The 22,496-nt window shown below is 66.1% G+C and carries 20 protein-coding genes; 7 read left to right on the forward strand and 13 right to left on the reverse strand.

What is annotated here, in order from left to right:
* Positions 1–116: 116 nt before the first annotated feature.
* Positions 117–386, reverse strand: coding sequence for a SemiSWEET transporter (locus CLU88_RS13245; protein WP_099656993.1), 270 nt, complete (start codon positions 384–386; stop codon positions 117–119).
* 107 nt (positions 387–493) lie between these two features.
* The gene (gene dacB / locus CLU88_RS13250) at positions 494–1,954 is read right to left on the reverse strand and encodes a D-alanyl-D-alanine carboxypeptidase/D-alanyl-D-alanine-endopeptidase (RefSeq protein WP_099656994.1); all 1,461 of its coding nucleotides are present in this window, start codon (positions 1,952–1,954) and stop codon (positions 494–496) included.
* Positions 1,955–2,164: 210 nt separating this feature from the next.
* On the opposite strand from dacB, the gene CLU88_RS13255 reads away from it, so the two are divergent.
* From CLU88_RS13255 to corA, 5 genes are all read left to right on the forward strand, one after another.
* The gene (locus CLU88_RS13255; RefSeq protein WP_099656995.1) at positions 2,165–3,943 is read left to right on the forward strand and encodes a methyl-accepting chemotaxis protein; all 1,779 of its coding nucleotides are present in this window, start codon (positions 2,165–2,167) and stop codon (positions 3,941–3,943) included.
* A gap of 161 nt (positions 3,944–4,104) precedes the next feature.
* Positions 4,105–4,854 carry a tRNA (adenosine(37)-N6)-threonylcarbamoyltransferase complex dimerization subunit type 1 TsaB gene (tsaB, locus tag CLU88_RS13260; RefSeq protein ID WP_099656996.1) on the forward strand — a complete coding sequence of 250 codons (750 nt, stop codon included), beginning with the start codon at positions 4,105–4,107 and terminating at the stop codon, positions 4,852–4,854.
* Positions 4,851–5,354: a ribosomal protein S18-alanine N-acetyltransferase gene (gene rimI, locus CLU88_RS13265; protein ID WP_099656997.1), complete on the forward strand. Its 504-nt coding sequence runs from the start codon at positions 4,851–4,853 to the stop codon at positions 5,352–5,354. The genes tsaB and rimI overlap by 4 nt, the downstream gene beginning before the upstream one ends.
* 199 nt (positions 5,355–5,553) lie before the next feature.
* Positions 5,554–6,378, forward strand: a complete 825-nt coding sequence (locus CLU88_RS13270) for a uracil-DNA glycosylase family protein (protein WP_099656998.1) — start codon at positions 5,554–5,556, stop codon at positions 6,376–6,378.
* 264 nt (positions 6,379–6,642) lie between these two features.
* Complete coding sequence (corA, locus tag CLU88_RS13275; RefSeq protein WP_099656999.1) at positions 6,643–7,632, forward strand: magnesium/cobalt transporter CorA; 990 nt, start codon at positions 6,643–6,645, stop codon at positions 7,630–7,632.
* Positions 7,633–7,821: 189 nt separating this feature from the next.
* Here corA and CLU88_RS13280 read toward each other — a convergent pair whose 3' ends face one another.
* From CLU88_RS13280 to CLU88_RS13320, 9 genes are all read right to left on the reverse strand, one after another.
* Positions 7,822–8,571 carry a 5'-methylthioadenosine/adenosylhomocysteine nucleosidase gene (locus CLU88_RS13280; protein WP_099657000.1) on the reverse strand — a complete coding sequence of 250 codons (750 nt, stop codon included), beginning with the start codon at positions 8,569–8,571 and terminating at the stop codon, positions 7,822–7,824.
* A gap of 174 nt (positions 8,572–8,745) precedes the next feature.
* Positions 8,746–10,425: a long-chain-fatty-acid--CoA ligase gene (locus CLU88_RS13285; RefSeq protein ID WP_099657001.1), complete on the reverse strand. Its 1,680-nt coding sequence runs from the start codon at positions 10,423–10,425 to the stop codon at positions 8,746–8,748.
* 130 nt (positions 10,426–10,555) lie between these two features.
* Entirely contained in the window at positions 10,556–11,980 is a 1,425-nt protein-coding gene (locus CLU88_RS13290) for an NAD(P)(+) transhydrogenase (Re/Si-specific) subunit beta (RefSeq protein WP_099657002.1), read from the reverse strand.
* A gap of 12 nt (positions 11,981–11,992) precedes the next feature.
* Positions 11,993–12,322 (reverse strand): NAD(P) transhydrogenase subunit alpha, encoded by a 330-nt coding sequence (locus CLU88_RS13295; protein ID WP_099657003.1) that lies wholly within the window; start codon positions 12,320–12,322, stop codon positions 11,993–11,995.
* A 109-nt stretch (positions 12,323–12,431) separates the two neighbouring features.
* The gene (locus tag CLU88_RS13300) at positions 12,432–13,220 is read right to left on the reverse strand and encodes a hypothetical protein (protein ID WP_233205462.1); all 789 of its coding nucleotides are present in this window, start codon (positions 13,218–13,220) and stop codon (positions 12,432–12,434) included.
* A 14-nt stretch (positions 13,221–13,234) separates the two neighbouring features.
* On the reverse strand, positions 13,235–14,350 hold the full coding sequence (locus CLU88_RS13305; RefSeq protein ID WP_099657004.1) for a Re/Si-specific NAD(P)(+) transhydrogenase subunit alpha: 1,116 nt from the start codon (positions 14,348–14,350) through the stop codon (positions 13,235–13,237).
* Positions 14,351–14,752: 402 nt separating this feature from the next.
* Complete coding sequence (gene fba, locus CLU88_RS13310) at positions 14,753–15,817, reverse strand: class II fructose-bisphosphate aldolase (protein ID WP_099657005.1); 1,065 nt, start codon at positions 15,815–15,817, stop codon at positions 14,753–14,755.
* A 102-nt stretch (positions 15,818–15,919) separates the two neighbouring features.
* Positions 15,920–17,329 carry a histidine kinase dimerization/phospho-acceptor domain-containing protein gene (locus tag CLU88_RS13315; RefSeq protein ID WP_099657006.1) on the reverse strand — a complete coding sequence of 470 codons (1,410 nt, stop codon included), beginning with the start codon at positions 17,327–17,329 and terminating at the stop codon, positions 15,920–15,922.
* The gene (locus CLU88_RS13320) at positions 17,326–18,018 is read right to left on the reverse strand and encodes a response regulator transcription factor (protein WP_099658854.1); all 693 of its coding nucleotides are present in this window, start codon (positions 18,016–18,018) and stop codon (positions 17,326–17,328) included. Before CLU88_RS13320 ends, CLU88_RS13315 begins: the two co-directional genes overlap by 4 nt.
* Positions 18,019–18,159: 141 nt before the next feature.
* Between CLU88_RS13320 and CLU88_RS13325 the strand changes: the two genes are divergently transcribed.
* Positions 18,160–18,912 (forward strand): phosphatase PAP2 family protein, encoded by a 753-nt coding sequence (locus CLU88_RS13325; RefSeq protein WP_143226002.1) that lies wholly within the window; start codon positions 18,160–18,162, stop codon positions 18,910–18,912.
* Positions 18,899–19,480 (forward strand): phosphatase PAP2 family protein, encoded by a 582-nt coding sequence (locus tag CLU88_RS13330; RefSeq protein ID WP_099657007.1) that lies wholly within the window; start codon positions 18,899–18,901, stop codon positions 19,478–19,480. The genes CLU88_RS13325 and CLU88_RS13330 overlap by 14 nt, the downstream gene beginning before the upstream one ends.
* Here CLU88_RS13330 and pyk read toward each other — a convergent pair.
* Positions 19,413–20,849: a pyruvate kinase gene (pyk, locus tag CLU88_RS13335; RefSeq protein ID WP_099657008.1), complete on the reverse strand. Its 1,437-nt coding sequence runs from the start codon at positions 20,847–20,849 to the stop codon at positions 19,413–19,415. The two genes, CLU88_RS13330 and pyk, sit on opposite strands and share 68 nt — an antisense overlap.
* Before the next feature lie 114 nt (positions 20,850–20,963).
* Positions 20,964–22,355, reverse strand: coding sequence for an aminopeptidase P N-terminal domain-containing protein (locus CLU88_RS13340; RefSeq protein WP_099657009.1), 1,392 nt, complete (start codon positions 22,353–22,355; stop codon positions 20,964–20,966).
* Positions 22,356–22,496 lie beyond the last annotated feature (141 nt).

Genomic DNA, 22,496 nt, shown 5'->3' on the forward strand with positions numbered 1-22,496 from the left:
AGACCGCGCATGGTGCGCGCACCTGCGCTGCAGCATCCATAGGGGATAACGAGGCACCCGGGCCCCAGGTGACACCTAGGCGACAAGGCCGTGCACGGCCTGCCAGTGCCGCGGGCTCAGCCTGCCGGGCGATCGCCAAAGCGCAGCTTCATCCCCAGGATGGCACTGGCCAGCACCAGGGTGATGGCATTGGCGATGACGATGGGCCAGGCCTGCAGCACCACGCCGTAGGCCAGCCACAGCGCCACGCCCGAGGTGAACACGCTGTACATGCCCAGCGAGATACCGCTCACATCGCGTGTGCGAAACGTGTGCAGGGCCTGGGGCAGAAAGCTGCAGGTGGTCAGCGTGGCGGCAAGGTAGCCAATCAGGTCAGACAAAGGCATGGGAGGAAGTGGCGTAGAGCAACAAGGGGCAGCGCTAACCACTTTGAACCAAATTGGCCTCTAGCGCAATCCGATAAAGCGCTAATAGCTATTAATTTAATAGCAAATCAATCCCGGGCCGCCCAGTCTGTGATGGCGTCCAGCACAGGCCGGGCGGCATTGGCGTTGGGGTGGTTGACGATGGCCACCAGCACATAGCGCTTGCCGCTTTGGGCGTGCACGTAGCCCGCCACGGCCATCACGTCGCGCAGGCTGCCGGTCTTGAGGTGGGCGGCGCCCCGGCTTTGGCTGCGGCGCAGGGTGCCATCGACCCCGGCAATGGGCAGCGACGCCACCAGCTCGGGCATGACGGGCGATGCCCAGGCGGACTGCAGCATGCGCCCCAACCCCAGGGCCGTCACACGGGCCTCGCGGCTCAGGCCTGCACCGTTGTCGGGCACGGGGGCGTCCACATCGGCAAAGCGGGCCTGCCACCACTGGCGCAGCGCCTCACGGGCGCCGTCCATGGTGGCCACGCCGCCCTTCTGGCGGGCCAGGGCCAGAAAGACATGCTGTGCCATCACGTTGTTGCTGTACTTGTTCACATCGCGCACCACCTCGGCCAGCGCGGGCGAGGTGCTGACAAACGCGGGCTTGAGCCCGGCGGGCACCTTGCCGTCGCGCACGGTGCCGGTGAGCTTGCCGCCCAACTCGCGCCACATGCCCTCGACCGCACGGGCGGCAAAGTCACGCGGCGCCGGGTAGGCCACGGGCCACACGCGCTCGCCGCACGACGCGGGGTACGCGCCCTGAAAGCTCACCTTGAGCGGGTCGCCCAGCTCGGCCCGCAGCGCGCCGCGCCAGTCGCCGCACTCGGCCCCAGCGGCAGCCAATGCCACCGTGGCGGGCCGCTGCACCCCTGCCAGCGGCGGGTCGTACTGGATGCGGGCCACCCCGGCGGGCCCATCGGGCACAAAGGTCATGACGCTGGACTTGTAGTTCAGCAGCAATGCGTCAGGCGACGCGTTGTAGGGCCGCAAGGGCTCGCCATCGAAGCGGCCGGGGTCTTGCTCGGGCACGTCAAAGGCCGAGCGGTCCAGCACGATGTCGCCCACGATGACCTGGATACCCTGAGTCTGCAGGCGCCGCATCAGCAGCCACAGGCGCTCTACCACCAGCTTGGGGTCACCCTGGCCCTGGATGTAGACGTTGCCCTTGAGGCTGCCGCCCTGCACCGGGCCCTCCACAAACACCGGCGTGCTCCAGGTGTAGGCGGGGCCCAGCTGGTCCAGCGCCGCGTAAGTGGTGACCAGCTTCATCACCGAAGCCGGGTTGACCGGCACCTGCGCCCGGTAAGACAGACGCGGTGCGGTGCGCGCACCGCCTTGTGCATCGGCCACCAGCACGCTGATGGCGTCGCGCGGCAGCTTGCTGCGGGCCAGCGCCGCCTCGATCTCAGGCGGCAGCCCCCCAAGCGCTGCCCCCACCGTCTGGGCCTGTGCCCCCACGCCCCAAGCAGCCCCGCAGGCCAGGGCACCGCACACCAACCCCTGCCGCACGGTGCGGCGCCAGGGGGCTTTGTCTGTCATTCGTTGGCTCATGCTCCGAGTCTAGAAGTTCACATTGAGCCCCCACGCGGGCCGCCAAATATTTACACTAAGCAACAAATGACCCGGCGCTTCGGAGACCGCGCGGGCCCTGCAGTGCATCGGTGAAGCCGGCCCCCAGCCGTCCACGCGGTAAGCAGCGACAGGGCCAGTCATTCCCCACAAAACCAACTGATACCACAGGGTGCCTCGATGAAACAGCTTTCCAACCTCTCCGTCGCCAAGCGCCTTGCGCTTGGATTTGCCCTGGTCCTGCTGCTGTCCATAGGGGTGATCGCGCTGAGCATCTCGCGGCTGAACGCCCTGGCCGACGCGACCGAAGAAATGGTGCAAAACCCGGTGAAAACCGAGCGTCTGGTCAGTGACTGGTCGCGCAACCTGCGCACCGGCATCACGCGCACCGCCGCCGTCGCGCGCAGCAGTGACCCGTCCTTGGCCGACTTTTTTGCCGAGGACAGCAAGGCATCGTCCAAAAGCTCGGGCGAGCTGCAAAAGGCCGTCGAGGCGCTGATGTTTCTGGACTCTGAAAAGAAGCTGTTCCAGGAAATTGGCGAGCTGCGCACGATTTACCTGAAGAACCGGGACACCATCTTTGCCCTCAAGAAGGAAGGCAAGGTGGACGAAGCCAATGCGCTGCTGGAAAAGCAGTTCATCCCCGACGCCAACAAATACGCCGCCAAGATGGACGAGCTGCAGCGCAACCAGCGCGAGCAAGTGGACCAGCTGGGCCAGGCCATTCAAGACAACCGCACCACCAGCCGCCGCCTTCTGGTGGCCCTGGGGGTGTTGAGCGTGGCGCTGGGCGCGCTGTTTTCGTGGCTGCTGGCCCGCTCGGTCACGGTGCCGCTGGCCCAGGCGTCTGACCTGGCCAAGCGCGTGGCCGAAGGCGACCTCACGGCCAAGGTGCCAGAGCATGGCAAGGACGAAGTGGGCGAGCTGATGTCGTCGCTAGCGCTCATGCAGAACAACCTGGCCAATGTGGTCAACAACGTGCGCCGGGGCTCGGAGTCGGTCTCCAACGCCAGCGCCGAAATCGCCCAGGGCAACAACGACCTGAGCGCCCGCACCGAGCACCAGGCCAGCGCGCTGGAAGAAACCGCCGCCAGCATGGAAGAGCTCAACTCTGCCGTGCGCAACAACGCCGACAACGCCCGCCAGGCCAACCAGCTGGCGCTCACAGCCTCGAACGTGGCCGTACAAGGCGGCGCGGTGGTGGGTGAGGTGGTCGAGACCATGAAGGGCATCAACGACGCCAGCCGCAAGATCAGCGACATCATCAGCGTGATCGACTCCATCGCCTTCCAGACCAACATCCTGGCGCTGAACGCGGCCGTGGAAGCCGCCCGCGCCGGTGAGCAGGGACGCGGGTTTGCCGTGGTGGCCTCTGAAGTGCGCAGCCTGGCCAGCCGCAGCGCCGAGGCCGCCAAGGAGATCAAGAGCCTCATCAACGCCAGCGTGGAGCGCGTGGAGCAAGGCACCTCGCTGGTCGACAAGGCGGGCGCCACCATGAACGAAGTGGTCAGCAGCATCCGCCGCGTGACCGACATCATGGGCGAGATCAGTGCCGCCAGCAACGAGCAAAGCGCAGGCGTGGCACAGGTGGGCGAGGCCGTCACGTCGATGGACCAGGCCACCCAGCAAAACGCCGCCCTGGTCGAAGAAATGGCCGCCGCCGCCAGCAGCCTGCGCAACCAGGCCCACGACCTGGTGCAGGTGGTGGCCGTATTCAAGCTGACGGCAGACCAGAGCCACACCCCCATGGCGCACAGCAGCGCCCCTGCAGCGCGCAGCCTGCCCACCCCGGCACGCCCCGCTGCCAGCACCAAAGCCCCCAGCAAGGCAGCAACCCCCAAGGTGACGCAACCCCAGGCGGCCAAAGCGCCCGCCCTGGCCGCAGCACCCAAACCCGCCGCCAAGCCCGCCAGCCGCGCGCCGCAGCCTGGCAACGACGACGAGTGGGAATCCTTCTGATCCCAGGCTGAGTCAGAGGGCGGGCGGCGGCCCTCTGCCGCCGCAGGTATCCTGTCGGGTGTTATGCAGGCACACCAGGGGGCTGAGGGCAATGGGGGACAATCCACCGCCTTCTGCCCATTTTGCGGTGCGCCACGCACCCGCCCTGACCGCCCCGGCCCATGAACCTGCTCGCCTTTGACTCCAGCACCGACACCCTCTCCATCGCCGTCCAGCGCGGCGATGCGGTGTGGCAGCACACCGCGCCCGGGGGGCCTCAAGCCTCTGCCGCGCTGATTCCGGCCATTCAGCGGCTGCTGGCCGAGGCCGGGCTCAGCTTTGACACCCTGGAGCTGATCGTGTTTGGCCGGGGGCCGGGCTCATTCACCGGGCTGCGCACCGCCTGCGCCGTGGCCCAGGGCCTGGCCTTTGGGGCACGCCACGGCCAGGGCGTGCCGGTGCTGCCGGTCGACACTCTGCTGGCCGTGGCCGAGGAAGCCCGCCGCCAGCATGGCTGCACCCAGGTGCTGGCGGTGCTGGATGCGCGCATGAACGAGGTCTACAGCGCCCGCTGCACCTGGAGCGACGCCACCCAGCGCTGGCAGGCCGACGCCGACTTTGGCCTCTGCGCCCCTGAGGCCTTGGCCCTGCCCGATGCCGACCTGGCCACCTGGGCCGTAGCGGGCAACGCCCACACCCCGTACGGCGAGCGCCTGCTGCCCCAGGCCCGCCATGTGCTGGCCCTGCCCACGGCCACCGCCTTGCTGCGCCTGGCCCCCGCCCTGTTGGCCGCTGGCGGCGCCGTGCCTGCCAGCGAAGCCCTGCCGCGCTACATCCGCGACAAGGTGGCCAACACCACGGCCGAGCGCGAGGCGATGCGCGCCCAGGCCAGCCTGGCCGCCAGCACCCAACCCAGCCCGCCTGCCCCATGAGCGCCATGCCCGCCTCCCTGGCCCACCCTACCGCCGAGGCCCCCCCGGCGCCTGTGGAAGTGCGCTTTGAAAAGCTCACGCTGGCGCACCTGGACACCCTGCTGGACGTGGAGTTCAGCGCCTACTCGCACCCCTGGTCGCGTGGCAACTTCACCGACGCCATGGCCTCGGGCTACGAATGCCAGTTGCTGATGGCGGGTGAACACCTGCTGGGCTACTTTGTGGCCATGCTGGGGGTGGAAGAGGTGCACCTGCTCAACATCACCGTGGCCCCCACCTACCAGCGCCAGGGGTGGGCCCGGGTGCTGCTGGACGCCCTGGCCCTGTGGGCGCGCGGGCGCCAGGCCCAATGGCTGTGGCTGGAGGTGCGCGCTAGCAACCTGCGCGCCCAGCATGTTTATGAAACCCACGGCTTTCGGCGCGTGGGCGAACGCAAGCGCTACTACCCCGCCGCCCAAGGGCAGCGGGAAGATGCCGTCGTGATGAGTCTGCCGCTGTGAATGATCGCCCTGAGAGGCTGAGAGTCTTATGCCTATGCCCGCCTTGCACGCCAAAACACCGCTGCTCGTCGTTGCAAATGCGCGCCATAGCCCGCGCTATGGCTGTGCTTTGCGCCTCGATCAGCGGTGTTTTGTCGCACCTTTCGGACACTGGCAAAAAACTCTCAGCCTCTGAGCCCCTTGTTGTGAGCCTACCTGTATGAGCCTGAACCTCGATGCGCGCCAGCGCGCCATGCTGCAAGAGATGGGGGTGACCGTGTGGGCCCGCGCAGAGGCGACCACGCCTGTGCCGGTGGCCACCCTGCCCCCCGCCGCTGCGGCCAGCACGGCCCAGCCGCCCGCACCACCCCCATTGGCCACCACACACCCGCCTGCGCAGCACCCTCCGGCCCAGCGGCCGGAGGCCACAGCCACCCCAGCGGCCCGCGCTCCCATGGCTCCCAGTGCCGCGCCCGCAAGGCCCGCCCCTGCCGCTGCACCCGCCGCGGGCCTGGGCGCACCCGCCACCGCAGCCCCGGCCCTGCGCCTGCATGCCCCGCAGCCGCTGTACCCCACGGCCGACCCAGCGCAGACCCCCAGCACCCTGGGCGCCAGCTGGCTGATCGTGACCGAAGGCGTATCGGCCACCGAGCCCCTGGGCGGCGACACCGGCAAGCTGCTGGACAACATGCTGCGTGCCATGCAGTTGCACCGCCACCCCCGGGTGTTTCTGGCCGCCCTGGCCCGCCCCACCCCGGGCGCACGGGCGGCCGAAGACGATGCCCCCACCGATGTGGCGCAAGCGCTGGAGCAAGCAGTGCACACGCTGCAACCCGCCATGGTGCTGGTGCTGGGCCACGTGGCCGCACGTGCGGCCCTGGGCCGCACCGAGCCCCTGGGGCGCCTGCGTGCCGTGCCCCACACCGTGGGCGGACGCCCGGCCGTGGTCACCTATGACCCGGCCTTCTTGCTGCGCTCGCAAGACGCCAAGGCCGCCACCTGGGCCGACCTGTGCCGCGCGCTGGCGCTGGTGCGCAAGGGTTAAGCACCGGTAAACGGTCTCGCAAGGGGGCGCCCACAGGCACGTGGAGCCCCGTCCACTCCTCGCTTTTTTTGCGGCCAGGCCGCCGCAGGCCATGGGCGCGCGCGGCCGTCGGGTGCCATAATCGCGGGCTCAATCAACAAACGGAGACAGCTCCTTGGAAACCTACCCGAGTTGGTAGCTTTCAGCTCCCTGGCACGCCACGTGGGGTTGAAAGCAACCCTATCCCCCCACACCGCAGATGCCATATGACAAGGGAGTGAGCCTATGCTCAACATCTTCACGCTCGCCAACGGCCGGCTGTTTCAGGAAGAAATTGAATCGCTGGAAGAGCTGACCAAGTTCCAGCCGATCTGGGTGGACCTGGAAGCCCCCACGCTCGAAGAAAAACGCTGGATCAAGCAGCACTACGGCCTGTCCATCCCCGAGGATGCGATGGACGAAGACATTGAAGAATCCGCCCGCTTCTACGAAGAAGACAACGGCGAGCTGCACATCCGCAGCGACTTCTTGATCGACGACGACGAGGACCCCCGCTCGGTGCGCGTGGCCTTCATCCTCAACCAGCACAACGCCAACCTCAAGAGCCGGGGCGTGCTGTTTTCCATCCACGACGAAGACGTGCCCGTGTTCCGCCTGCTGCGCATGCGCGCACGCCGCGCGCCCGGCCTCATCGAAGACGCCAAGGAAGTGCTGCTCAAGCTGTTCGACGCCGACGCTGAATACTCGGCCGACACGCTGGAGAACATCTACGACGAGCTGGAAACCGTCAGCAAGCAGGTGCTGGCCGGCGACGTGACCGACGCCTTGGCTGGTGAGGTACTGGGCGCCATCGCCCGCCAGGAAGACTTGAACGGCCGCATCCGCCGCAACGTGATGGACACGCGCCGCGCCGTGAGCTTCATGATGCGCTCCAAGATGCTTAACGCCGAGCAGTTCGAAGAAGCGCGCCAGATCCTGCGCGACATCGAGTCGCTGGACAACCACACCGCGTTCCTGTTCGACAAGATCAACTTCTTGATGGACGCCACGGTCGGTTTCATCAACATCAACCAGAACAAGATCATCAAGATCTTCTCGGTGGCCAGCGTCGCCTTGCTGCCGCCCACGCTGATTGCCAGCGTGTATGGCATGAACCTCAAGTTCCCTGAACTGGAATTGCTGGGCGCAGCAGCCTACCCCTACGTGCTGGCACTGATGGTGACCAGCGCGCTCGGCCCGATGTGGTACTTCCGCAAGCGCGGCTGGTTGAAGTAAGAAGCCCCCTGTGGCGCTGCGCGCCTTCCCCCTAGGGGGGACGCCGCCAGCGCGGCGGGGCGGCCCTTGCGCGGCGGCCACTGACATGGCTGCGCGCCAGTTTCTACGCCGGGCTTTCTTTGGCAGTGCCAAAACATCCATCAAATTGAGCGCTAGCGCTTTCTGAATAAGCGCTAGCAGCTATGAATTTCATAGCATTTGCAAAAAACCCAGCATGATGTGTTCGGCGTAGCGTGTTGCCACGGTGTTCACAAACGCGGGGAAGTCCACGTGCGCGGTGTCGTCGGCGCGGTCGGAGATGGTGCGCATGGCGGCAAAGGGCAGGCCGTAGTCGTGGCAGACCTGGGCGACGGCGGCGCCTTCCATTTCTACGGCCAGCACATCGTGGCCGGCGTCGTGCAGCGCAGTGCGCAGGCCCTGGGCCTCGGCGGCGGCGCTCACAAAGCGGTCGCCGCTGGCCACCAGCCCGTGGTGCACCCTTGGCTGGCCCGTGATCAATTTGAAATCAAATAGGCCCCTAGAGCTTTCTACATAGGCGCTGGCAGCTTCCAAAAGCATAGCACTCAGTGCCGCGTCACAGCCCAGGCGGGTGCGGGCGTAGCCGGGCAGCTCCCAGCGCGGAAAGATGGGCGATGCGTCCATGTCGTGCTGCACATAGTCTTGCGCCACCACCACGTCGCCCACCTGCACGCCGTCGCCCACACCCCCGGCCACGCCGGTGAACACGATGCGCGCCACGCCAAACCGCTCGGCCAGTGCGGTGGCCGTGGTGGCCGCGGCCACCTTGCCAATACCCGACAGCGCCAGCACCACGGAGCGCCCCTGCCAGTCGCCCCGCCAAAAAGCGCGCCCGGCATGCACGATGCGCTGGGGCTGCGCCAGGTGCGGTAGCAGGGAGCTTTGTTCTTCGGGCAGGGCGCTGAGGATGGCGGTGGTCATAAAGGAAATGTTCCGGGATAGGTAACGGCGCAAGCCACTGCGCCATGACAAACGGCCCCAGCGGGGCCGTTCCTTTTTCAAACGATGTGCATGTGCAACCGCTTGTGGCTGCGGCCGCTGCGCTTCACGTTGCTACGCAACATGAGCCTTCGCCGCAAGAAGTGCCCCTTCGGGTCACTTCTTGTCGCGCAGCTCTCTGCGCAGGATCTTGCCCACGGGCGTCTTGGGCAGCTCGGTGCGGAACTCGATCACGCGGGGCTGCTTGTAGCCAGTCAGGTTGGCCTTGCAGAATTCCTTGACCTGGGCTTCGGTGAGGGCCTGGTCTTTCTTGACGATGACCAGCTTCACGGCCTCGCCAGTCTTCTCGTCGGGCACGCCCACCACAGCGCATTCGAGCACACCGGGCAGGGCTGCCACCACTTCTTCAACCTCATTGGGGTACACGTTGAAGCCGCTGACCAGCACCATGTCCTTCTTGCGGTCCACGATCTTGAAGTAGCCGCGCTCGTCCATCACGCCCACGTCGCCCGATTTGAAGTAGCCGTCTTCGGTCATGACCTTGGCGGTTTCGTCGGGGCGCTGCCAGTAGCCCGCCATCACCTGCGGGCCCTTGATGGCGATCTCGCCCGACTGGCCCAGGGTGGTGACTTCACGGCCCTCGTCGTCCAGCAGCTTGATGAGCGTGCTGGGCAGGGGCGCGCCGATGGTGCCGGTGAACTCCTTGGCCGTGACGGGGTTGCAGCTGACGATGGGCGAGGTCTCCGACAGGCCATAGCCTTCGCAGATGGGGCAGCCCGTCTTGTCCAGCCACAGTTTGGCCACCGCGCCTTGCACCGCCATGCCGCCGCCCACCGACACCTTCAGGTTCTTCCAGTTGACGGTGTTGAAGTCGGGGTGGTTGGCCAGGCCGTTGAACAGCGTGTTCACCGCAGGCAGGCTGTGGAAGGTGTGCTTGGACAGCTCCTTGAGCACCGCAGGCAGGTCGCGCGGGTTGGGGATGAGGATGACTTTGCCGCCCGTGCGCATGCCCAGCATCATGTTCACCGTGAAGGCGAAGATGTGGTACAGCGGCAGCGCGCACACGCTGGTGGGCTGCTCGCCTGCGGCCAGCGACTTCATCACCGGCTCGTTCCAGGCCTCGGCCTGCAGCACGTTGGCAATCACGTTGCGGTGCAGCAGCACTGCCCCCTTGCTCACGCCGGTGGTGCCGCCGGTGTACTGCAGCAGGGCAATGTCGTCGGGCTTGATGTCGGCAGGCTTGAAGCTGCCGCGCTCACCCTGGGCGATGGCGTCGTTGAAGCGCACCGCGCCGGGCAGGCTGTACTCGGGCACCAGCTTCTTGACGTTGCGCACCACGTAGTTGACCAGCATGCCCTTGAGGAAGCCCAGCTGGTCGCCCATGGCGCACAGCACCACGTGCTTGACGGGGGTGTTGGCAATGCACTGCTGCAGCGTGGAGGCAAAGTTCTCGATGATGACGATGGCCTTGGCGCCCGAGTCCTTGAGCTGGTGCTCCAGCTCGCGCGGGGTGTACAGCGGGTTCACGTTGACCACCACAAAGCCGGCACGCAGCACGGCGGCCACCACTACGGGGTACTGGGGCACGTTGGGCATCATGATGGCCACACGGTCGCCCTTGACCAGGCCCTGGCCCTGCAGGTAGGCGGCAAACGCACGGCTCAGCGCGTCGGTCTGCGCAAAGCTGATGTCCTTGCCCATGAAGCTGTAGGCCACACGGTCTGCGTAGCGGCCAAAGGCCTCGTCCATCAGCGCCACCAGGGAGGCGTATTGGGTGGGGTCAATGTCAGCGGGTACGCCTTGCGGATAGGCGGCCAGCCAGGGGCGGTCGGTCATGCGTGTCTCTCCAAACTTCTCTGTCGGTGGAGCCCGGTCTTGTGGTGGCCGGTGGTGCTCCGTGGTTGCTAAAAAACTCTGTGATGTCGCCCGAAGGCCATCCCTGCGGGCGGCGTTCTCGGGGAGGGGCTTACTCCAAGGCCTTTCCAATGTCTTCGACCACCTTCTTGGCATCGCCGAAGACCATCATGGTCTTGTCCATGTAGAACAGCTCGTTGTCCAGGCCCGCATAGCCTGCGGCCATGGAGCGCTTGTTCACGATCACCGTTTTGGCCTTGTAGGCTTCGAGGATGGGCATGCCGTAAATCGGGCTGCCCTTGGTGTGGGCAGCGGGGTTCACCACATCGTTGGCGCCCAGAATGATAGCCACGTCTGCCTGCCCGAATTCGCCATTGATGTCCTCCATTTCGAACACCTGGTCGTAGGGCACTTCGGCCTCGGCCAGCAGCACATTCATGTGGCCCGGCATGCGCCCTGCCACGGGGTGGATGGCGTATTTCACGGTAATGCCTTTTTCGGTGAGTTTGGCCGCCAGCTCTTTGACGGCATGCTGCGCGCGCGCCACCGCCAGGCCGTAGCCGGGCACGATGACCACGGTCTCGGCATTGCCCAGCACAAAGGCCACATCGTCGGCACTGCCGGTCTTGACGCTGCGCTGCACCTGAGCGCCCGCTGCTGCAGTGGCGGTGTCGCCGCCAAAGCCGCCCAAAATCACATTGAAGAACGAGCGGTTCATGGCCTTGCACATGATGTAGCTCAGGATCGCGCCCGAGCTGCCCACCAGCGAGCCCGCAATGATCAGCATGGAGTTGTTCAGGCTAAAGCCAATGCCCGCTGCCGCCCAGCCCGAGTAGCTGTTGAGCATGGACACCACCACCGGCATGTCCGCCCCACCAATCGGGATGATGATGAGCACGCCCAGCACGAACGACAGCGCCAGCATGGCGAAGAAGGCGCTCCAGCTTTCGGTGGCGACAAACAGCAGCCCCAGCCCCACGGTGGCCAGCGCGAGCACCAGGTTCAGCAAGTGCTGCCCGGCAAACTGCACGGGGGCACCTTGAAAGAAGCGGAACTTGTACTTGCCCGAGAGCTTGCCAAACGCAATGACCGAACCACTGAAGGTGATGGCCCCGATGGCCGCACCCAGGAACAGCTCCAGCCGGTTGCCCACCGGGATGGGCTGGCCCTTGGCAACGATCTGGAAGGCCCAGGGCTCGGCCACAGCGGCCACGGCAATGAACACCGCCGCCAGGCCGATCATGCTGTGCATGAAGGCCACCAGCTCGGGCATCTTGGTCATCTCGACGCGGTTGGCCATCACCGAGCCCGCTGCGCCGCCCACCAGCAGCGCACCCAGCACATACACCATGCCCTCGGCCTTGCCGCCCGACAGCTCCACGATCAGCGCCGCCGTGGTGAGGATGGCAATGGCCATGCCCACCATGCCAAAGAGGTTGCCCCGGATGGAGGTGGTGGGGTGCGAGAGCCCTTTAAGGGCCTGGATAAAGCAGACGCTGGCGACCAGGTACAGCAGCGTGACAAGGTTCATGCTCATGCCATCCGCTCCTTATTTGATAGCTTCTTGCGCTTTATCCACGGGCGCTTTCCGCTCTTTTTTCTTGAACATCTCCAGCATGCGCCGGGTGACCAGGAAGCCGCCAAACACATTCACCGCCGCCAGTGCCACGGCCAGCACCCCCATGGTTTTGCCCAGTGGCGTCTCGGTGAGCGCCGCCGCCAGCATGGCCCCGACGATGACGATGGCCGAGATGGCATTGGTCACCGCCATGAGCGGGGTGTGCAGGGCGGGCGTCACCGTCCACACCACGTGGTAGCCCACATAGATGGCCAGCACAAAGATGATGAGGTTGATCAACGTGGGCGAGACAGCATCCATGGGGTTCTCCTGTGGGGACGGGGTTAACCGGGATTGGCCAGGGCCCCGGGAGCCCTGGCTGGCAAAGGCAATATCGTCATCCGCTGGCGCGAAGCACCCCAGGGATGGCTCACAACTTCGACTCAGGAATCGGGAACGCTGGCAAGGCCAGATACCCGTCCATCATGCTGACGCTTTGGCGTGCGGCCTGCGCCACTTTCTGGGCCCAGTCCTGCGCGGGGTAGCCTGCGCGCAAAAACTCTTCGTTGTTGATGGTCTTGGGGCGCACCAGGCGCTGGTCGGCGACGATGTTCACTTCCACATACGCACCGCCTTGGGTGGCGTAGCGGTAGTTGAGGTGCGACACCGGGCGCGTGAAGGTCACTTTGTGGTCGGCCATCCAGCGCACCAGCTCGGGCTGGTTCTTGTCCAGCCAGTCGCGGTTGTTGGCCCAGCGCTTGAGGCGCAGGCAGTCCACACGCACCGGGCTGGCCTGGGCGGCGTCTTCCACCCACACGCCGTCCTGGCGGGGGCAGGTGCCAGTCCACAGCGTTTGCTCACGGGGGTAGTTGGTGCTATTGGTCTGCACCAGCGCCACCGCCAGCAGTTCCTTGTCGGCACCGCGCAGCCCCACGGCACGGGTCTGCAAGGGGATGGTGCCCGGGGCGGGGCGCACGGGCAGGGCCACGGTGCTTTGGCCCAGGTCTTCCCAGGTGCCTTCCGGCAGGGCCAGCCGCGCACGCCCTACGGGGTATTCAGGGGTGGCTGCAGGCTTGACAGGGGCACAGGCCACCGTGGCCAGCACGCCCACCACCACCACGGCACGCAGGCCCCACTGGCGCAGGGCGCCCACCGCACGGGCGGGCTCAGAAAAAAGGGAGGCAGTGTTCAAACGGGTCAGCCGGGTAAATAAGGTCATGCGTGTCGAAAGGGTCATGCGCGTTTCAGGGTGCCTTCGTGGGCCATCAGGCAGGCGGCCACGATGTCGTCCTGCATGTCCACATGCAGGGCACCTTCCTTGTTGATGATGAGTTTCAAAAAATCCAGAACGTTGCGAGCGTACAGCGACGACGCATCAGCCGCGACCAGGGCGGGCAGGTTGGTCTCACCCACCAGCGTCACGCCGTGCTTGACCACCGTGCTGCCGGGCTCGGTCAGCGGGCAATTGCCGCCCTGCGGGGCGGCCAGGTCTACGATCACTGAGCCTGCCTTCATGGCCTGCACCATTTCGGGCGTGACCAGCACGGGCGCCGGGCGGCCTGGGATGAGCGCTGTGGTGATGACCACATCGGCCTGCGCCACGCGCTTGGCGACTTCCATCTTCTGGCGCTCCAGCCAACTGGGGGGCATGGGACGGGCGTAGCCGCCTACGCCTTCGGCAGCTTCTTTCTCTTCGGCGGTTTCGTAGGGCACGTCAATGAACTTGGCGCCCAGCGACTCCACCTGCTCCTTGACGCTGGGGCGCACGTCCGACGCCTCGATCACCGCGCCCAGCCGCTTGGCCGTGGCAATGGCCTGCAGGCCCGCCACGCCCACACCCAGCACCACCACGCGCGCGGCTTTCACCGTGCCAGCGGCCGTCATGAGCATGGGGAAAAAGCGCTGGTAGCGGTCGGCCGCGATCATCACGGCCTTGTAGCCCGCAATGTTGGCCTGGGAAGAGAGCACGTCCATGCTCTGGGCACGGGTGGTGCGTGGCGCGGCCTCCAGGGCGTAGGCCGTGACACCCGCCGCCGCTAAGCGCTGCAGACCGGCGGCATCAAAGGGGTTGAGCATGCCCACCAGGGTGGTACCGCTGCGCAGCCAGGGGGCTTCGGCCTCCGACGGGCAGCGCACCTTGAGCACCAAAGGGGCACCCCAGGCGCCTGCGGCGTCGGTGATCTCGGCCCCTGCGGCCTCATAGGCAGCATCGGTCACGCTGGCGGCCAGGCCCGCCCCCGACTGCACACGCAGGCCGTGCCCCAGGGCGGTGAGCTTTTTGACGGTCTCGGGCGTTGCCGCGACCCGGGTTTCCCCGGCCACCGTCTCTGCAGGCACTCCTATGAACATGTCATCTCCTCACGTTGGGGAACCCGGTGGTCGTTCAGATTTCTGAACGGCAGCTTACATGAAGTTGTTTTGGCGGCATGGGGGGTTTACCGCACTTGGCGGCGACTTTGCTGCGTTGTGTCAGCCAATGAACGCAAGGAGCCTGTCGGGCTTGGAGCGTCGACAGCGAAAAGCGGCCCCAGCGAGGACAGTTTTTGCCGAATTTGCAGCCCCATAGCCGAGCTATGGGGCAAAAAGGCGGTAAAAAATGGACCGCTGCGGTCGGTTTGCAGCCGACGATTTCCAAGTCCGACAGGCTCCTGGCCCCCAAAGAAAAAGCCCGAAAGCACCAGGTGCTTGCGGGCTGTGCGGGCGGGCAGACCACTGCGGGTAGCGCCCCGGCGCCTCACCCGCGTATCTCCATCAGTTCACCACCTGGGCCAGAGCGCCCGAAGCGTATTGCGCAGCAATGGTCTGCAGGCTCAGGCCCTTGATCTTGGAGCCCTGGCCTTCGCAGCCGAACTCCAGGTAGCGCTGCTTGCACACCAGCTTGGCGGCTTCGCGGGCGGGCTTGAGCCATTCGCGGGCATCGAACTTTTCAGGGTTCTCGGCCAGGAACTTGCGCACCGCGCCGGTCATGGCCAGGCGGATGTCGGTGTCGATATTGATCTTGCGCACGCCGTGCTTGATGGCTTCCTGGATCTCGGCCACGGGCACGCCGTAGGTTTCCTTCATCTTGCCGCCGTACTGGTTGATGATGGCCAGCAGCTCTTGCGGCACGGAGGACGAGCCGTGCATCACCAAGTGGGTGTTGGGGATGCGGGCGTGGATTTCCTTGACGCGGCTGATGGCCAGGATGTCGCCTGTGGGCGGACGGCTGAACTTGTACGCGCCGTGGCTGGTGCCGATGGCAATCGCCAGTGCGTCCAGTTGCGTGGCCTTGACGAACTGGGCGGCTTCCTCGGGGTCGGTCAGCATCTGGCTGTGATCGAGCTTGCCTTCGGCGCCAATGCCGTCTTCTTCACCCGCATCGCCGGTTTCCAGGTTGCCCAGGCAACCCAGCTCGCCCTCGACGGTAACGCCGTACTTGTGTGCCAGCTCCACCACCTTGCGGGTCACATCCACGTTGTAATCGAAGGACGAAGGCGTCTTGCCGTCTTCCATCAACGAGCCGTCCATCATCACGGAGCCAAAGCCCAGGTCAATCGCGCCCTGGCAGATCTTGGGCGAAGTGCCATGGTCCTGGTGCATCACCAGCGGGATGTGCGGAAAAGCCTCGACCGCCGCCTGGATCAGGTGCTTGATGAAGGGCTCGCCTGCGTACTTGCGGGCACCTGCGCTGGCTTGCAGGATGACCGGGGCCCCCACCTCGTCTGCGGCCGCCATCACGGCCTGGACTTGCTCCAGGTTGTTCACATTGAATGCAGGGATGCCATAGCCGTTGATAGCGGCATGGTCGAGCAGTTCGCGCATGGAGACGAGAGGCATGGTCGTTGGGTCCGTTGTGGGTGGGTGAGGAGGCGCCAGGGCCCTTCACGGGCTGGCAATTTTTCAAGCGGAAGTTGGTAACCGCTTGGTAACTCTGTGATTTTACCTGGGTGCGGGGAAAGGCTCCTTCAGGAAATCCAGACGGTAGCAGGTGGTGAATGGCACTGGCGCAGGGGCTTGGCCAAACCGGGCGCGGTGCACCTGGGCCACGCGGGTCACGATTTCATGGCCCAGGTGCAGACTGTCCACCGCCACCACGGGGGCGGGCGCGCCGCCTTGGGCAGGGTGGGGCTGCGCACCGTCGTCGCACACCTGCAGCCAAGCCGCCGGGGCCCCACTGTACTCGGCCCTGTCTTCTGCCATTTGCACCGCAATGTGGGTGCCTGGGGGCGTGTGTTTGAGGGCGTTTTCGATGAGGTTGCGCAAAACCAGGTCCAGCAGCACGGCATGCCCCTGCACCCACAGGCTGGCCGGGGCGCTGACTTCCAGCTCATCGCCCCGCTGCCAGGCCGCCTGGGCATAGTCCGCGCACACACCGCGCGCCATGGCGGCCAGGTCTACCTGGGCCGTCGCGCTGTCCAGCTCAGCACGGCTGGCGCGGGCCAGGGCCAGCAACTGGTTGAGCACATGCCCGGCCCGCAGGGCGTCTTGCCGAATGCGCGCCAAAGCCTGCGCCTGGGCGTCCGGCGCCAGGCCGCCGTCCAGCGCACTGGCTTGCAGCGCAATCGACGACAGGGGTGTGCGCAGCTCATGGGCCACTTCATTGGCCAGCCGGCGCTCGCGGGCCATGGCGGCCTGCTGGCGGTCCAGCAGGGTGTTGATGGAGGCTTCGACAGACTCGAACTCTTTCCAGGCGTTTTGGGAGGCCAGGCGGTGGTCCATGGCCGGGTCCAGCGCGGCCACGTCGTCCGACAGGGCATACAGCGGCTTGAGCCCCCGGCGCAAGGCCAGCCCCAAAGCCAGCGCAATGACAGGCAGCAGCCACAGACCCGGCTCGATCATTTGCTCGGCAATGTCTTCTGCCAGCTCATCGCGCTCGTGCACCGCCACCAGCACCATGATCTTGCGGGTGCGCTCCACGTTCCATTGCGAAAAACCGCGCCAGGCCACGGGCGGTGTGCCCAGTTGCAGGTCAATAAACCCCTCGCGTGCATCGAACGGGGGCAATTGCGCCGAGCCGCTCACCGCCACCAGGCGCCCCTGCGCATCCCACTGCGCCACACTCAAGGACTGCTGGTAGTCGTGCGCCTTCAGGCCTGGTAGCGGGGTGCGTTCGGTGGCGTGCACGCCGTCCACGGCTTCAAAAGCGCGCAGGTTCAGCAGCAAGGCGGCCACGCTGGCCAGATGCCCGTCGGTCAGCTCATCGGCCTCGTGAACGCCGGTTTTGTAGCCCAGAAAGACAAAACTGCCCCACACCACCACCAGCGCCCCCAGGGACCACAGCAACAGGTGGCGCGTGAGGGAGGCGCGCCCGCCGGATGTGGGTGCACGGGGGGCGGCAGGGGCGGTCATGTGGGCTCCTGGGGCATGAAGTAGCCCACACCGCGCATGGTCATGATGCTGGCGCTGCCCAGCTTGCGGCGCAGGTGGTGGATGTGCACTTCCACCGCATTGCTTTCAATGGCGGCGTCCCAGCTGTAGAGGTGCTCTTCGATCTGCTGGCGCGAGAGCACCCGGCCACGCGCCTCGAGCAGCACGCGCAGCACCGAAAACTCGCGCGGTGACATGTCCACCGGCTGGCCCTGGAACCGCACCGTGCGGGCAGCCGGGTCCATCTCGATGCCTGCGTGGCGAATGGTCGGCGCCGCGCGGCCAGCGGCGCGGCGCAGCAGTGCCCTCAGCCGCGCATCCAGCTCGTCAATATCAAACGGCTTGGCCAGGTAATCGTCGGCCCCCATGTCCAGCCCCGCAATGCGCTGCTGCACCTGGTCCCGCGCGGTCACGATCAGCACCGGCGTGGCGGGGTCGGGCAGCGCAGAACCTGCACTGCCAGGCGCCGAGCGCAGCCGCTGCAGCAGCACCCCGCCATCGGCATCGGGCAAGCCCAGGTCCAGCAAGATGGCGTCAAAGCGCTCGGTGCGCAGGGCATTCCAGGCACTGGCGACATCGCCGCACACATCCACGGCGTAACCGCGTTGCTGCAGCGTGGTGCGTAGGCCGTCGGCAATGCCTGCATCGTCTTCAATCACGAGGATTCGCATAGGGGCATTGTCGCTGCACACCACGTCGACCCCGGCGCGCCCCCACTCCAAACTTTGGCAACGGGAGCCCCGCCACCCACTGCCATTTGCATTTTCTTGCACTTTAAGAAGCTGTTAAGGCCCCGTTCCTACAGTGCGGGCATGCTTGATACCCCCCGCTCCAGCCTGGACTACCCCGGCAACCGCACCCTGCTGGCATGGACCCTGGCCTGCTTTGCCTGCCTGATTGCCTGGGACGCCTCAGGGCAAGACCTCGCCATGGCCCAGCTTTTTGGGTCAGAAGCCGGTTTTCCGCTGCGGGAGCAGTGGTTTTTCGTGCATGTCATGCACGAAGGCGCCCGCCGATTGGGCTGGGTGGTCGTGTTGCTGCTGGCGCTGGGGGTGTGGTGGCCCAAGGGCATCCTGCGGCAGCTTCAGCTGAGCGAGCGGCTGCAACTGGCCAGCAGCGCCTTGCTGGCCTTGGCCGTGATCAGCATTTTCAAGAACATCAGCAATACCAGCTGCCCCTGGGACCTGGCGGAGTTTGGCGGAGTGGCCCGGCACGTGTCGCACTGGGCGCTGGGCATTCTGGACGGCGGCGGCGGACGCTGCTTTCCGGCGGGGCACGCTTCGGCAGGCTTCGCATTTTTAGGGGGCTACTTCGCGCTGCGGCGCAGGCACCCAAGGGCCGCCTGGGTGTGGTTGGGCGCATCGCTGCTGGCAGGCTTCATTCTGGGCGGCGCGCAGCAGGTGCGCGGTGCCCACTTCATGAGCCACACCCTCTGGACCGCTTGGCTGTGCTGGACGGCTGGCTGGCTGTGGGACATGGCGTTCCAGGCCTGGAGACAGCACGCCGTCTTTCTTGACAGCACCCCTGCAACCCTGGGGGCTTCGCAGCACCGTGCTCACTCTTGATCAAAGCCTCTTTGAGGCCATCAACGCGGGGCCTGCAACCCCCTTGTTTCTCATTGCCTTGGCCCGCTGGGTCTCCGTCACCCTGCCCTTGCTGGTGGGTGCGGCCCTGGCGCTGTGGTGCGCGCTGGGAACTCGCGAACACCGGTGGGTGATCGCCAAGGCTTTGGTGGCCATGGCCGTCACCTGGGTCGGCGTTCACCTGCTGCGCTGGGGGGTTCCGGCGCCTCGCCCGGCCCAGTTGGGTTTGGGCATCCAGTGGCTGGAGCATGGCGCCAGGGCGGGCTTCCCGAGCATGCATGCAGCACAGGCCTTTGCCCTGGCCACCAGCCTCGCCTTGTGCCGCATGCCCCGGTGGGCAGGGGTGGCATTTTTAGGGGCTACCGCCATTGCCTGGAGCCGCGTCTTCCTGGGCGTGCACTTTCCGCTGGATGTGCTGGCAGGCGCAACCACCGGCATCCTGGCCGCTGGCGCCACGGGCTGGCTGGTGACGCAAGCGCCGCTCAGCTGGCAACGCAGATTTTCAGCATATTCGTCCCACCCGGCGCGCCCATGGGCTCGCCGCAGGTGATGGCGTAGACATCGCCCTTTTGCACGATGTTGCGGCTCTTGAGGTGGCGCTCTGCCTGCTCCAGGGCCGTGTCGCGGTCCGCGCTGGTGTCCATCAGCAACGGGCGCACATTGCGGTACATGGCCATCTTGCGCTGGGTGGCGATCTTGGGGGTCAGCGCATAGATCGGAATGTGGATGCGGTGGCGGCTCATCCACAGGGCCGTGGCGCCGCTGTCGGTCATGGCGACGATGGCTTTGGCCCCCAGATGGTGGGCGGTGAACAATGCGCCCATGGCGATGGACTGGTCAATGCGGCCAAAGGTCTGGCCGGTGAAGTCGGCGTCTTGCGGGTGGTCTTCTGCGGCTTCGGCAGCAGCGCAGATGGTGGCCATCTCGATCACCGTCTCCAACGGGAACTTGCCTGCAGCGGTCTCCGCGCTCAGCATCACAGCGTCGGTGCCATCCAGCACGGCGTTGGCCACGTCACTCACCTCGGCACGGGTGGGCACGGGGTTGGTGATCATGCTCTCCATCATCTGCGTGGCGGTGATCACGACCTTGTCGAGCTGGCGCGCCATGCGGATCATCTTCTTTTGCAGTGCGGGCACGGCGGCATTGCCCACCTCCACCGCCAGATCGCCACGCGCCACCATGATGCCGTCGCTCACGCGCAGGATGGCTTCGAGGTGCGGGATGGCTTCGGCACGCTCGATCTTGGCGATCAGGCCGGGCTTGTGGCGGTATTCGGCCGCGGCCACGTTGCACAGCTGGCGGGCCATTTCCATGTCGGTCGCGTTTTTCGGAAAGCTCACCGCCACGTAGTCGGCCTGGAAGCTCATGGCCGTGCGGATGTCTTCCATGTCCTTGGCCGTGAGGGCCGGTGCGGTGAGGCCGCCGCCTTGCTTGTTGATGCCCTTGTTGTTGGACAGTTCACCACCGAGCTTGACGGTGGTGTGCACCTCTTCGCCACGCACAGCGTCCACCGTGAGCACGATCAGGCCGTCGTTGAGCAGCAGCAGGTCACCCGCCTTCACGTCACGGGGCAGCTCCTTGTAGTCCAGGCCCACGCCGTTGATGTCGCCCGGCTCGGTGCGCGAAGCGTCCAGCACAAACTTGGCGCCCGGCTCCAGAAACACCTTGCCTTCGGCAAACTTGCCCACGCGGATCTTGGGGCCCTGCAAGTCGGCCATGATGGCCACTTCGCGCCCAGCGCGCTGGGCCGCAGCGCGCACTGTGGCGGCGCGGTCGATGTGGTCTTGCGCCTTGCCGTGGCTGAAGTTCAGCCGCACCACGTTGACGCCCGCTCGGATCATCGCCTCCAGCAATTGCGGGTCGCTGGAAGCGGGGCCCAGGGTGGCAACGATCTTGGTGGCGCGGCGAATGGCCATGGTGTGTCTCTTTCGCGTGGATGTAATCGGGTTTCAATTTTCACACGAAACCGGTTACATCCCCGTTACCAGAAAACCCTGACACGCCGCCCGGAAACTCACCCGGGTGACGGGTCAATCGCGCATCAGCGCTTCGATCTCATCGCCATCCACCGGCACATCGCGGGTGATCAACTCGCAGCCGCTGTCGGTGACCACAGCGTCGTCCTCGATGCGGATGCCGATGTTCCAGAACGACTCTGGCACCCCTTCGGCGGGACGCACGTACAGCCCTGGCTCGATGGTCAGCACCATGCCGGGCTGCAGCACGCGGCTGGGGCGGTTGGTGATGGTCTCGCCCGAAAGCGGGTCCTTGCGCTCGCTGGTTTGCCCCACCTCGCCGGGCTCCACGTAGCTGCCGCAGTCGTGCACGTCCATGCCCAGCCAATGGCTGGTGCGGTGCATGTAGAACTGGAAGTAGGCACGCTTTTCGATCACGTCCTGCGCGGTACCGAACTTGTTCTTGTCGAGCAAGCCCACGTCGAGCAGGCCTTGCGCCAGCACGGCCACCGTGGCGTCATGCGGGTCGTTGAAGCGGGCGCCGGCCTTGGTGGCGGCAATGGCGGCCACCTGGCTTTGCAGCACCAGGTCGTACAGCGCGCGCTGCGGGCCGGTGAACCTTCCGTTGGCCGGAAAAGTGCGGGTGATGTCGCTGGCGTAGCCGTCGAGCTCGCACCCCGCGTCGATCAGCACCAGCTCGCCATCGCGCACCGGGGCCGCGTCGGCGCGGTAGTGCAGCACGCAGGCATTGGCACCGGCCGCCACGATGGAGCCATACGCGGGGTACTGTGAGCCGCCTTCGCGGAAGGCGTGCAGCAGCTCGGCATCGAGGTGGTATTCGCGCACATCCTGCCCCGCGCGCAGCATGCGGGCCGAGCGCTGCATGGCACGGATGTGGGCCTGGGCGCTGATCTGGCTGGCGCGGCGCATGGTGTCCAGCTCGTGCGCGTCTTTGATGAGGCGCATTTCATCGAGCAAGGTGCAGGCATCGCTTTGCTCGGTGGGGCACAGGGCTCCGTAGCGCACACGAGCCCGCACGGCGTTGAGCCAGCCCTCCACGCGCGCGGCAAGGCCTGCATGCGTGGCAAACGGGTACCAGACGCAGCTGCGGTTTTCCAGCAGGCGGGGCAGCTGGGCGTCCAGCACGGCGGCCGACTGTGCAGCGTCCACTCCCAAGGCCTCGGGCGCGGCGGCGGGGCCCAGGCGGTAGCCGTCCCAGATCTCGCGCTCCAGGTCTTTGGGCTGGCAAAACAGCGTGCTGTGCCCCTCGGCCGTGAGCACCAGCACCGCACCGGGCTCGGTAAAGCCGGTCAGGTAATAAAAGTAGCTGTCGTGGCGGTAGATGAAGTCGGTGTCCCGGTTGCGCGGGCGTTCGGGCGCGGTGGGAACGATGGCGATGCCGCCAGCGCCCAGCATCGAGGCGAGGCGGGCACGGCGCTGGGCGTAGATGGATTGCGTTGCATTCATGCGCACATTTTGAGCCCAACCGACACCGCTCCCGGGTTGTCGCAGAGAATCCACTCCCGTTGGTCCAGATACTCACGGCCCAAAACCTGCCGACCCCTCCTGGCAAAGTCCCTGATGCGGACGCTCAGGCACCACGGCCTT

Origin of the sequence: Acidovorax sp. 56 (assembly GCF_002749705.1) — a bacterium.
Classification (GTDB): domain Bacteria; phylum Pseudomonadota; class Gammaproteobacteria; order Burkholderiales; family Burkholderiaceae_C; genus Acidovorax.